Origin of the sequence: Polynucleobacter sp. HIN5 (genome assembly GCF_030297555.1) — a bacterium.
GTDB lineage: Bacteria > Pseudomonadota > Gammaproteobacteria > Burkholderiales > Burkholderiaceae > Polynucleobacter.
Genome location: NZ_AP028136.1, coordinates 767,543 through 779,961 on the forward strand (window position 1 = coordinate 767,543; position 12,419 = coordinate 779,961).

Consider the following 12,419-nt stretch of genomic DNA (forward strand, 5'->3'; position numbering starts at 1 on the left):
ATGCAATTTTCTGAATCCTGGTTACGCCAGTTCGTTAATCCACCCATTGATAGTGAGGCACTGTCGCATGCTCTGACCATGGCCGGTCTTGAGGTTGAGGAGAGACGCTCACTAGCACCGCCATTCACTAAGATCGTGGTTGCTGAAATTATTTCAGCAGAGCAGCACCCCGATGCCGATCGCTTACGGGTATGCCGCGTGAATGCAGGGCCCGATCATCCCAACTTGCAAATTGTGTGTGGCGCACCGAATGCCCGTGCTGGCATCAAAATTCCGTGTGCATTGGTTGGGGCTGAGTTACCGCCGAGTGAAGTTGGTGGAAAACCATTTCAGATCAAGGTTGGTAAGTTGCGCGGAGTGGAAAGTCATGGGATGTTATGTTCGGGGCGCGAGTTGGGTCTGGGCGAGGACCATGCCGGGATTTTGGAGCTGCCCAGTGATGCACCGATCGGGCAAGATCTGCGAACCTATTTGCACCTTGACGATCAACTCTTTACGATCAAATTAACTCCCAATAAAGCCGATTGCTTATCCATCATCGGGATTGCAAGAGAAGTTGCCGCGATTACAGGCGCTGCTCTTTGTGTTCCAAAGCGAGAGCCGCTTGCATCAACGCTCAATGATCGTGTGTCGGTCAGCATCATGGATTCAGATCTGTGCGGTCGGTTTGCCGGACGCGTGATCCGTGGAGTGAACGTCAAAGTAGCAACCCCAGCCTGGATGAAAGAACGTCTGGCGAGCGCTGGTCAGCGCAGTATTTCACCATTGGTGGATATCTCTAATTATGTGATGCTCGAGATTGGTCAACCTAATCATATCTTCGACCTTGATCAACTAAAGGCTCCGATTGAAGTGCGCTGGGGTAAGCCTGGTGAGTCGTTGAAGTTACTCAACGATCAAACGGTGGACGCCCATCTCGAGGGATTGCGCGTCGGCGTGGTTGCGGATCAAGCAGGCCCCATCAGCCTTGCTGGCATCATGGGCGGCGATCGTACCGCAGTGAGTGATGCAACTCAGAACATTTATGTTGAGGCAGCCTTTTGGTGGCCAGCAGCGATTGCGGGGCGTGCAAGGCGCTATCACTTTACAACCGATGCAGGCCATCGCTTTGAGCGTGGGGTTGATCCGCAATTACCCATTTCTGCATTGGATTACCTCAGTCAGCTCATTGTGGAGATCTGTGGTGGTCAATTGGGTCCGATCGATGATCAAATCACGCATTTGCCAGAACGTAAAGCGGTATCGATGCGCCTAGAGCGAGCGCAACGTGTGATTGGCATTCCATTGAGCAGCGAGCAAGTGGGTGATGTGTTTAAGCGCTTGGGTCTTGAGTTCACTGTTTCAGGACAGGGCGAGGCTAGTGTATTTACAGTAAAGGCTCCAAGTTATCGCTTTGATCTGGATATCGAAGAGGATCTCATCGAAGAAGTAGCCCGTTTATATGGATTCGAGAACATTCCCGATTCTCCACCAAAAGCTGAGCTGAAGATGAGTGCGCCGCAGGAGCGCCAACGACCCGTGCATGCGTTACGTCACCGCTTGGCACACGAAGGCTATCAAGAGGTCTTGAACTTTGGATTCATTGACCCCCAAACTGAACTGCAGATGGGGCAGCACAACTCCATTACTGTATTGAATCCAATTGCGAGTCAGTATGGTGTGATGCGCAGCAATTTATGGGGCGGTCTGTTACAGAATTTACGCAGTAATCTCAATCGCGGTGCTGGACGGGTTCGTATTTTTGAGATCGGTCGAGTGTTTGCTAGGGATGCCAGTCAGATGGAGGCCCCTGGTATCGTGGCTGGCTTTGATCAAACTAAACAAGTAGGTGGCTTAGCCTATGGTTATGCAAGCCCCGAACAATGGGGGACACCCAATCGCTTAGTGGATTTCTTTGATGTCAAAGGCGATTTGCAGCGCGTGCTAACTCCTTTGCAGCTCCAGACCAAAGCGGCAGAGCAGGCGCATCCCGCCTTACATCCTGGCCGCAGCGCCCACATTTATTTAGGCGATCATGTGATTGGTTGGATTGGTGAGTTACATCCAGGTCTACAGCAAGCCTATGAGCTGAGCTCCGCCCCGGTATTGTTTTCTCTCAATTGGGACGCGATTTGTGATGTAGGTTTACCAGCGCCAAGCGAGATTAGTAAGTTTCCTGCAGTGCAACGCGATCTGGCTGTCGTCGTGGACCAATCCGTACCAGCGCAGACCTTGCTTGATGTGATGATGGCACAACGTCAACCATTCGTTCGCACGATTGAGCTCTTTGATGAGTTTCGTCCTCAAAAAGAGAGCGGCTCGATGGCGCTTCATGAGAAAAGCCTTGCGTTTCGAGTCACCCTAGTGAATGATCAGGATACACTGCAAGACAAAGAAGTGGAGACCTGTATGACCGCCTTATTGGATGCTTTAAAGAATCAGTGCAAAGCGCGATTGCGTTAGTGCCAATTCAGATTTGCTATATTAGTCAGTAAACCAATTTATTAGAATCAGAAAAGAGTGTCGCTATGACTGCAAATAATCAAACCGTGACCAAAAACGAACTCTCGGAAGCCTTATTTGATCAGGTTGGTCTGAATAAGCGCGAAGCAAAAGACATGATTGATGCCTTTTTTAATCGAATCGGTGAGACTCTAGAATCTGGAGTTGAGGTCAAGATCTCAGGGTTTGGTAATTTTCAGTTGCGCAATAAAACTGCGCGTCCTGGGCGTAACCCAAAGACGGGTGAGATGATCCCGATTGCAGCGCGACGTGTTGTCACTTTTCATGCCAGTCAGAAGCTAAAGGACGCGGTCGAGTCCCATGCTCAGAACCAAAACAGAGCTTGATTCCAAAGCGAACACAGTTTCGCTGCTTCCCCCAATCCCAAGCAAGCGGTATTTCACGATTGGCGAAGTAGGGGAGTTGTGCGGGGTAAAGCCCCATGTATTGCGCTATTGGGAGCAAGAATTTGTTCAACTGCGACCGCAAAAGCGCCGTGGTAATCGCCGCTATTACCAGCATCATGAGGTGGTCTTGATCCGTCAAATTCGTACATTATTGTACGAGGAGGGATTTACGATCAGCGGTGCAAAAAATCGCTTAGATGAGAGTAAATCGACGTTACGTCTGCGCGAGGAGCTCCAAGAGGTCCTTCAAGTCTTAAGCCGCTGAGATACAATATTCGTTTCGTCGGGGCGTAGCGCAGCCTGGTAGCGTACTTGCATGGGGTGCAAGTGGTCGGAGGTTCAAATCCTCTCGCCCCGACCATCTGCATTAGAGGAATAGACCATGCATCCATTTCATTTAGCCTTTCCAGTCGATAACTTACAAGACGCACGCGCGTTTTATGGTGGTTTACTCGGTTGTCCTGAAGGGCGAAGTTCGGAGGAATGGATTGATTTCAATTTATTTGGCCATCAAATCGTGGCGCACCTGGCCGATGGCGAAGCAAAAAATGATGTCCACTCCGATGTTGATGGCAAAAAAGTACCCGTTCGTCATTTTGGTATCGTGCTATCCATGCCCGAATGGGAAGCGATGGCTGATAAATTAAAAAAGGCTGGTATTGAGTTTGTGATTGAGCCCTATATTCGGTTTAAGGGCGAAGTGGGTGAGCAGGCCACCATGTTTTTCTTAGACCCCTCAGGCAATGCGATTGAGTTTAAGGCCATGGCGCATCCTGATCGCTTGTTTGCCAAATAATGAGTCAGAATTATTTTGGTTTAACCATTCCATTCTTGGATGTCTTGGGCGTGGAGCCCGAGTTTGCCAAAGATGGCCATTCCCGGATTCGCCTAAACCTCCGTCCCGAGCTTCTCAATAGTTTTCATGTGGCGCATGGCGGGGTGGTGATGACTATCTTGGATTTTGCTATGGCCGCAGCTGCGCGTAGCTCGCACGAGCATATCCTCGGGGTGATCACCATTGATATGACCACGAGTTTCTTGAGACCCTCTAAAGGCCTGCTGATTGCGGAAGGCAGGGTCTTAAAGGTTGGCAGTACCGTCAATTACTGTGAGGGCAGTATTTTTAATGAAGCCGGCCAATTGACCGCTAAATCCACTGGTAGTTTTATGCTGCGCCGAGCTAAAAACCAAGCTAATTAAATCAAATTAGTTAATTTAATTATTCAATTAATTATTATATATTTTAGTACTTAATAATCATAAGTAACTGATTAATATAATAAATAAATCATTTAAACTATGAATTGATTATTCACTCTAGGGTGATTAATCCAGACCATATTAATCATTTATTCAGATATAATTCTTTGTTAGTAATAATGAATAATTAAAAAAGATTAATCAATAAACGATTTATTCCTTCTAAATTTTTTTATTTATTACCCCTCATCATTATTTTAATATTCAAGGGAATTATTTAATATGTCATCGTATAAAGAGTTACTTGCGCAGCGTGAGAAATTAGACAGCCAGATCCAGACCTTGATGCAGCGTGAAAAGTCTGAAGGAATTGCTAAGGCCAAAAAGATCATTGATGAATTTGGCTTAACTGCGAGCGACTTATTTGGCCGCAAGGCTGCGGGTGCCGGTAAGCGCGGTCGTCCTGCCAAAAAAGCGGCTACTAAAAAGCGGGTTGGCAAGAAGCGCGGTAAGGTTGCTCCCAAGTATAAGAATCCTGCAACTGGAGAGACCTGGACCGGACGCGGCAAGGCCCCGAAATGGATTGCCGGAAAAGATCGCAGTAAATTTGCGATCAAGTAAATTAGCTCTCCTTTACTAACTAAAAAGCCAGTTCAGTGAACTGGCTTTTTCTTTACTCAAACACGGTATTGACTGCTTCGATAAATAATTTCTCTAATTGTTGATAAGGCTGCTTATCGCCACTCGCACTATAGGTCATGACATTCGTCTTTTCAGGTAGGGTATTGAGTTCATGGGTGAGCGCTTCCGTATCGCTCGTTTGCGGTTTTAAATGAACCCCATTCTCTTTGGCCATTTCCAATACACCAGGATGAAGTTGCACAAAGGCTTCGTCCACCAAGAGGGGAATACGACGTGTCTGAATATTCTTACTGAGATAGTGGATTAAATGCAATTGCTCGATTGGCGGGATTAACGAATCTAAATAAATCACATCGGGGTAATGCGACACGGCTTGCATCAGGCCCTCAAGGCTATCGAGGGAGTGGATTAGTTCAAAAGGGAGGGCCCATCCTCGCATCGCTTTTTGCATTTCATCGAGGTTCTCTTGGCGTTTAAAGACCCCCAAGGCAAGATGCTGATGGTGTTTGGCACGTTGCTGCATGCCTACTTTGCGGCGGCGTAGCTGCTGATTGAGTGAGCTGGTCAGGATGCGGCGGTGTCCACCCCGAGTTTTCCAGGCAGTTAACTCGCCGAGCTCCACCATTTTTTGAACGGTTCCCAGTGATACTTGTAGAACCTTGGCACTCTGTCGAGTGCTCAAGTAGGGCTGATTCAGATTAATCGGTTTCATGCTTTCTCCTTTTGTAAATTGGGATAGAAAGAGCATAAAAATCAATTGAATAGAGATCTGTCAGGCAGGGATGAAATGTGGGTAGGAAATTTCCTATAAAGAGGTAGGGATAGCTTGGTTACCCGGTGAGGGATCCCCTAGGACTTTCACTAATTCATTGATCTTGGGGTGTTTTTTCCCTTAACCCATGCTATCCTAATGGTACATAAGGCATTTGCTTTGCGTTCTGCTAATCGGTTAAGCCGTGTCGCGGATGGTTAAAACCACAGTTTTTTTCGGGTTACCCGATGAAAGGTGAGCATCATGATGCAGTCCTACAGAGGTTCTTCATACCTCTTTGGGGGTAATGCCCCCTACGTAGAAGAACTCTACGAATCGTATTTATTAGATCCCACATCCGTAGCGCAGCATTGGCGCGATTACTTTGATAACGTCGTTCAGGTTCCAGCTGTTGATGGTTCCAATGGGCGCGATATTGCCCACGCCCCAATCGTGGCGTCATTTGCCGAACGAGCGAAGCAAGGCCCCATCAAAACGATTCAGGACTCAGCTGACTCTGAGATGGGTCGCAAACGCGTGGCGGTCCAGCAGCTCATAGCTGCTTATCGTAACGTCGGTAATCGTTGGGCCAATTTAGATCCGCTAAAGCGCACGGAACGCCCAGATATTCCAGAACTAAATCCATCGTTCTATGGATTTACCGATGGCGATATGGATATCGTCTTCAACACCAGCAATACCTTCTTTGGTAAAAACCAAATGACCTTGCGCGATTTGCTGCAAGCCTTGCGCGAGACCTACTGCGGTACCTTGGGTGCCGAGTTTATGTACATTGCCGACCAAAAAATCAAAAAATGGTGGCAAGAGAAATTAGAGTCGATTCGTTCCACGCCAAAGTTCACCAATGAGCAACGGCGGCAGATCTTGGATCGTTTAACCGCCGCTGAGGGTCTTGAGCGTTACCTGCAAGCAAAGTATGTGGGTCAAAAGCGATTCTCACTCGAGGGTGGTGACAGTTTTATTCCCTCCATGGATGAGTTGATTCAAGGGGCAGGTAAGCGAGGTGTGCAAGAGATTGTGATTGGCATGGCTCATCGTGGCCGCTTAAATGTGTTGGTCAACGTCTTGGGCAAATCCCCAAAAGATCTCTTTGCTGAATTCGATCACACGGCCCCAGAGGATTTGCCAGCGGGTGATGTGAAATATCACCAAGGATTCTCGAGCGATATCTCAACCCCTGGCGGTCCAGTGCATCTATCGCTCGCCTTTAATCCATCCCACTTAGAAATTGTGAACCCTGTGGTTGAGGGTTCGGCCCGTGCGCGGATGGAGCGTCGTAACGATCTCCTTGGCAGTCAAGTATTGCCGGTCTTGGTTCACGGTGACGCTGCGATTGCAGGTCAGGGTGTGATGCAAGAGACCTTAGCTCTATCGGAAGTGCGCGGTTATTCCACGGGAGGCACGGTCCATATCGTGATTAATAACCAAATTGGTTTTACAACATCCGACCCTCGTGATCTACGTTCGAGCCTGTATTGCACCGATATTATGAAAACCATTGACGCACCGGTATTGCATGTCAATGGTGACGATCCGGAAGCAGTGGTACTGGCGACTCAACTTGCTCTTGAGTTCAGAACCCAGTTTAGGAAAGATGTTGCGGTCGATATTATTTGCTTCCGTAAATTAGGTCATAACGAGCAAGATACGCCAGCCATGACCCAACCCTTGATGTATAGCATTATTGGTAAGCATCCTGGAACTCGTAAGTTGTATGCAGACCGGCTTGAAGCACAAGGCGTGATCGCCCCAGGGGCTGGTGACGAGATGGTGAAAGCCTATCGTACCGCGATGGATGCCGGTAAGCAAACGCTTGACCCAGTCTTGAGTAATTTCAAAGGAAAGTTTGCGGTTGATTGGTCGCCGTTTTTAAACAAGAAGTGGACTGATCAAGCCGATACCGCCATTCCACTCACTGAGTGGAAACGCTTAGCAGAAAAACTCTCCACCATTCCCGAGGACTTCAAGGCACACCCTTTGGTTCAAAAGGTCTACGCAGACCGAGCCGCCATGGGTCGCGGAGAAATCAATGTGGACTGGGGCATGGGGGAGGCAATGGCCTTTGCTTCTTTGCTCGCGAGTGGTTACCCGATTCGTTTATCGGGCGAGGATAGCGGTCGCGGTACCTTTAGCCATCGTCATTCTGTATTACATGATCAAAATCGTGAGAAGTGGGATATCGGCACTTATATCCCCTTGCAACATGTCAGCAAGGACCAAGCACCTTTTACGGTCATTGATTCCATTCTCTCCGAAGAGGCGGTTTTGGGCTTCGAATACGGTTATGCGGCGGCTGAGCCCAATACACTAACGATTTGGGAAGCCCAGTTTGGTGACTTTGTGAATGGCGCCCAGGTGGTCATCGATCAGTTCATTGCTTCTGGTGAGGTGAAATGGGGTCGAGTGAACGGCTTGGTGATGATGTTGCCACATGGTTACGAAGGTCAGGGCCCAGAGCACTCCTCAGCGCGTCTGGAGCGCTTTATGCAGTTGTGCGCTGATACCAATATGCAAGTGGTTCAACCCACGACCGCATCGCAAATCTTCCACCTCTTGCGTCGTCAGATGATTCGGCAATTTAGAAAGCCACTCATCATCATGACCCCCAAATCCTTGCTACGTCATAAAGATGCAGCGTCACCGCTGATTGAGTTTACTAAGGGTGAGTTTCAGACGGTGATTCCGGAGCAAGACGATTCGCTCGATCCTAAAAAGGTAGAGCGCTTGATCGTGTGCTCGGGTAAGGTCTACTACGATTTAGTCAAGCAGCGTGCCGATAAGAAAATTGATACTACAGCGATTGTGCGTATTGAGCAGCTGTATCCGTTCCCGCACAAGGCGGTCGCAAGCATCATCAAGTCTTACCCCAATCTCTCTGAACTAGTGTGGTGTCAAGACGAGCCCCAAAATCAGGGCGCCTGGTTCTTCGTGCAACACAATTTATTGGAGAACATGGGCGAGGGTATGCGTCTTGGTTATGCTGGTCGACCCGCATCGGCCTCGCCGGCTGTTGGTTATGCCCATTTGCACCAGAGTCAGCAAAAGGCATTACTGAATGCAGCATTTGCCAAGCTTAAAGGATTTGTGGCCACCAAATAGGTGGTACACGTAGAACAGCGATTTAATCTAACTTATTCATAGGACATATCATGGCTTTATTTGACGTAAAGGTTCCACAACTCTCCGAATCAGTTGCTGAAGCAACTCTCTTGCAGTGGAAGAAAAAACCGGGCGAAGCCGTTGCCCAAGACGAGATCTTGATCGAGATCGAAACTGATAAGGTGGTACTCGAAGTGCCAGCCCCATCCGCGGGTGTGATGGCTGAGATTTTGGTCGCTGATGGCGGAACCGTTGTGGCCGATCAAGTGATTGCCAAGATTGATAGCGAAGGCAAGGCAACTGCAGCAACTGCCGCAGCTCCTACACCAGCCAAAGCCGCAGCACCAGCGCCAGCCTCTACTTCAAACAAAGGCTCGATTGCCGCTCCCTCTGCAGCCAAACTCATGGCTGAAAATAATCTAACGTCTAATCAAGTTGCCGGTACCGGTCGCGATGGTCGTGTCACTAAAGGTGATGTTCAGAATGCAATTGCAGGCGGTGCTAAACCAGCAACGAGCGCTGCACCGTTGCCCATGTCAAGCGTCTCACTAGGGGATCGTACTGAAGAACGGGTGCCGATGACCCGTCTGCGTGCTCGCATTGCCGAGCGCCTCCTAGAATCACAAGCTAATAATGCCATCTTGACCACCTTCAATGAGGTCAATATGGCCCCTGTGATTGCAATGCGCTCTCGCTATAAGGATGTCTTTGAAAAAACCCATGGTGTCAAGTTAGGGTTCATGTCTTTCTTCGTGAAAGCAGCGACCTATGCATTAAAGAGGTACCCAATCTTGAACGCATCGGTTGATGGTAACGACATTGTCTATCACGGTTACTTTGATATTGGTATTGCAGTGAGCTCACCACGCGGTCTGGTGGTACCCATCTTGCGTAACGTCGATCAAATGACCTTGGCCGAGATTGAAAAGCAAATTGCGGATTACGGTAATAAAGCACGTGAGGGCAAATTAAGTATTGAAGAGCTAACCGGCGGAACATTCTCTATCTCGAATGGCGGCGTGTTTGGATCGATGCTCTCGACCCCCATTATTAATCCACCCCAATCCGCTATTTTGGGGATCCACGCAACCAAGGAGCGTGCTGTCGTTGAGGATGGACAAATCGTGATTCGTCCGATTAACTATTTAGCTCTGTCGTATGACCACCGGATTATCGATGGTCGCGAGGCAGTCCTTGGTCTAGTGGCAATGAAGGAGCTATTAGAAGATCCTGCTCGTTTACTACTTGATCTGTAAGGAGTAAACCATGAGCCAAGTATTTGATGTGCTAGTGATTGGAGCTGGCCCCGGCGGTTACATCGCGGCGATTCGGGCTGCGCAATTGGGGTTTAAGGTAGCGTGCGCAGAGTCAAACCCATACGCAGATCCCAAAGGGGAGCCCCGCCTGGGCGGGACCTGTTTAAACGTGGGCTGCATCCCATCCAAAGCTCTGTTGGCGTCTTCCGAGGAGTTTGAAAAGATTGGTCATCATGTGGCTAATCACGGGATCCAAGTGGGAAGTGTGAGCATTGATATCAAAAAGATGCTGGCGCGCAAGGATGAGATCGTCAACAAAATGACCGGTGGTATTAGTTTCCTGTTTCGTAAAAACAAAGTCACTAGCATCAAAGGACATGCCTCCTTTGTAGGTAAAACAGCAGATGGTTATCAAATCCAAATTACCGGTAAAGATGCCGGAACTATCACTGCTAAGAACGTCATTATTGCGACTGGCTCAAAGGCCAGACACCTGCCAAATATCCCTGTAGATAACGTACTGGTTTGCGATAACGAGGGTGCGCTTAAATTTGACTCTCTCCCTAAGCGTTTAGGCGTGATTGGTGCCGGTGTGATTGGCCTTGAGCTTGGCTCAGTCTGGCGCCGCGTTGGCTCACAGGTCACGGTACTCGAAGCTTTGCCAAGCTTCTTGGGTGCCTGTGATGAAGGCATCGCGAAGGAAGCTAAAAAGATTTTCACCAAGCAGGGTCTTGATATTTATATGGGGGTCAAGATTGATGGCGTGAAAGCCGACAAGAAGGGTGTGGTGGTCTCGTATCAGGACAGCACAGGCAAACCTCAAAAGCTGGAATGCGATCGCTTGATTGTTTCAGTCGGTCGCGTACCCAATACCGAAGGACTTAATCTGGAAGCGATTCAGATTAAAACCGATGAGCGTGGCTTTATCCCGATTAATGATCACACCTGCGCTACTTCAGCACCCGGAGTCTATGCAATTGGTGATGTGGTGCGTGGACCAATGCTGGCTCATAAGGCGGAGGATGAAGGGGTGCTTGTTGCTGAGTTACTCGCTGGTCAAAAACCACACATTGATTACAACTGCATTCCTTGGGTGATCTACACCGACCCGGAAATTGCCTGGGTTGGTAAAACCGAGCAACAGCTCAAAGCCGAAGGGCGTCCCTATAAGGCGGGTCAGTTCCCATTCATGGCAAATGGCCGCGCACTCGGAATGGATCGTGCGGATGGCTTCGTCAAAATCCTGGCGGATGCTAAAACCGATGAGGTTCTAGGGGTGCATATTATCGGCCCCAATGCGTCAGACTTGATTGCGGAAGCCGCTCTCGCGATGGAGTTCAAAGCAGCTGCTGAAGACATTGCTCGTGTTTGCCACCCTCATCCCAGCTTATCGGAGGTTATGCGCGAAGCAGCTTTAGCAACGGATCAACGCGCACTCAATATGTAAGTTGAAAGTCGCTGACTTTTACTATCAGGAGTGTAAAGCGCGCGGTTATCAGCCAGATCCTGCGCAGGAGCAAGCCATTGTTCGGTTGCAGCAATGCGAGGATCAGTGGGTTGCTTACAAAGAAATTCGGAGCAACGCGCTGACTAAAAAACTCTTTCATCCTGAGTTACCGCGCGGGGTTTACCTGTGGGGTGGGGTGGGTCGTGGCAAATCCTTTTTGATGGATTGCTTCTACGAGGCATCACCCGTTCAAAAGAAAATCCGGATTCATTTTCATGAGTTCATGCGCGAGGTTCACCGTGAGCTCCATGAGCTTTCGGGATTGGCCGATCCTCTGGATGAGTTAGCCAAACGCATCTCCGATCGATATCGCTTAATTTGTTTTGATGAGTTTCATATTAACGATATTGCTGATGCCATGATCATGTATCGTCTCTTAAAGGCGTTGTTCATTGATCGAGTGCAGTTCATCATGACCTCCAACTATCGACCGGATCAGCTCTATCCCAATGGCTTGCACCGTGATCGACTATTACCAGCCATTGAGCTCTTGGAGCAAAAACTCGATGTCTTGAATGTCGATGCAGGCAGTGATTACCGACAAATTCAGATGACGCGGATTCAGGCCTACTTAACGCCTCTAAATGAAACAACCCATCGGCAGATGGAGGATTACTTTCATGAGCTCATTGGTAAACAAATGGAAGCTACGAACCGCGTTCTTAAAATTGAGTCTCGCGAGATCCGAGCTTTGCATTTAGCTGAAGGCGTCGTTTGGTTTGATTTCCAAACCCTCTGCGTGGGCCCGCGCTCTCAAAATGATTACCTGGAGATTGCCAATACCTTTCACACGGTCATGGTCTCCGAGGTGCCGTATATGCCCCCTCGTTTAACCAATGAGGCCAGACGTTTTATTTGGCTGATTGATGTACTTTACGATCATCGCGTGAAGTTAATCATGTCCGCTGAGGTGCCCCCTGACCAGCTTTATACCGAGGGGCAGGTCGCCAGTGAATTCGCCCGAACGGTCTCGCGTTTAATCGAGATGCAATCCCGAGAGTACATTGAGGCGCCACGGCGTCTCATTAATGCGCAACTGACCTAAAATAGGGTTA

The 12,419-nt window shown here is 48.8% G+C and carries 11 protein-coding genes and 1 tRNA gene; 11 read left to right on the plus strand and 1 reads right to left on the minus strand.

Annotation, left to right across the window (positions count from 1 at the left end):
• The 7 genes from pheT to QUE61_RS04085 all read left to right on the plus strand — a co-directional run bounded on the left by pheT (position 1) and on the right by QUE61_RS04085 (position 4,709).
• Positions 1 to 2,442 carry a phenylalanine--tRNA ligase subunit beta gene (gene pheT / locus QUE61_RS04055; protein ID WP_286307883.1) on the plus strand — a complete coding sequence of 814 codons (2,442 nt, stop codon included), beginning with the start codon at positions 1 to 3 and terminating at the stop codon, positions 2,440 to 2,442.
• A gap of 65 nt (positions 2,443 to 2,507) precedes the next feature.
• Positions 2,508 to 2,828, plus strand: coding sequence for an integration host factor subunit alpha (locus QUE61_RS04060; protein WP_108508274.1), 321 nt, complete (start codon positions 2,508 to 2,510; stop codon positions 2,826 to 2,828).
• The gene (locus tag QUE61_RS04065; RefSeq protein ID WP_108508275.1) at positions 2,803 to 3,153 is read left to right on the plus strand and encodes a MerR family transcriptional regulator; all 351 of its coding nucleotides are present in this window, start codon (positions 2,803 to 2,805) and stop codon (positions 3,151 to 3,153) included. Before QUE61_RS04060 ends, QUE61_RS04065 begins: the two co-directional genes overlap by 26 nt.
• 19 nt (positions 3,154 to 3,172) lie before the next feature.
• Positions 3,173 to 3,249: transfer RNA gene (locus QUE61_RS04070), tRNA-Pro, on the plus strand.
• A gap of 21 nt (positions 3,250 to 3,270) precedes the next feature.
• The gene (locus tag QUE61_RS04075; protein ID WP_286307885.1) at positions 3,271 to 3,684 is read left to right on the plus strand and encodes a VOC family protein; all 414 of its coding nucleotides are present in this window, start codon (positions 3,271 to 3,273) and stop codon (positions 3,682 to 3,684) included.
• Entirely contained in the window at positions 3,684 to 4,088 is a 405-nt protein-coding gene (locus QUE61_RS04080) for a PaaI family thioesterase (RefSeq protein WP_286307887.1), read from the plus strand. The genes QUE61_RS04075 and QUE61_RS04080 overlap by 1 nt, the downstream gene beginning before the upstream one ends.
• Before the next feature lie 282 nt (positions 4,089 to 4,370).
• Entirely contained in the window at positions 4,371 to 4,709 is a 339-nt protein-coding gene (locus QUE61_RS04085; RefSeq protein WP_286307889.1) for an H-NS histone family protein, read from the plus strand.
• A 52-nt stretch (positions 4,710 to 4,761) separates the two neighbouring features.
• Here QUE61_RS04085 and QUE61_RS04090 read toward each other — a convergent pair whose 3' ends face one another.
• Complete coding sequence (locus QUE61_RS04090) at positions 4,762 to 5,442, minus strand: helix-turn-helix domain-containing protein (protein WP_286307892.1); 681 nt, start codon at positions 5,440 to 5,442, stop codon at positions 4,762 to 4,764.
• A gap of 303 nt (positions 5,443 to 5,745) precedes the next feature.
• On the opposite strand from QUE61_RS04090, the gene QUE61_RS04095 reads away from it, so the two are divergent.
• The 4 genes from QUE61_RS04095 to zapE are packed head-to-tail and all read left to right on the plus strand — an operon-like array spanning position 5,746 to position 12,409.
• A complete protein-coding gene (locus QUE61_RS04095) occupies positions 5,746 to 8,601 on the plus strand; it encodes a 2-oxoglutarate dehydrogenase E1 component (protein ID WP_286307894.1) in 2,856 nt (951 codons plus the stop codon).
• A gap of 50 nt (positions 8,602 to 8,651) precedes the next feature.
• Entirely contained in the window at positions 8,652 to 9,857 is a 1,206-nt protein-coding gene (odhB, locus tag QUE61_RS04100) for a 2-oxoglutarate dehydrogenase complex dihydrolipoyllysine-residue succinyltransferase (RefSeq protein WP_286307896.1), read from the plus strand.
• 10 nt (positions 9,858 to 9,867) lie between these two features.
• On the plus strand, positions 9,868 to 11,304 hold the full coding sequence (gene lpdA / locus QUE61_RS04105) for a dihydrolipoyl dehydrogenase (RefSeq protein WP_286307898.1): 1,437 nt from the start codon (positions 9,868 to 9,870) through the stop codon (positions 11,302 to 11,304).
• Between the two features lies 1 nt (position 11,305).
• Positions 11,306 to 12,409: a cell division protein ZapE gene (zapE, locus tag QUE61_RS04110; RefSeq protein WP_286307899.1), complete on the plus strand. Its 1,104-nt coding sequence runs from the start codon at positions 11,306 to 11,308 to the stop codon at positions 12,407 to 12,409.
• Positions 12,410 to 12,419 lie beyond the last annotated feature (10 nt).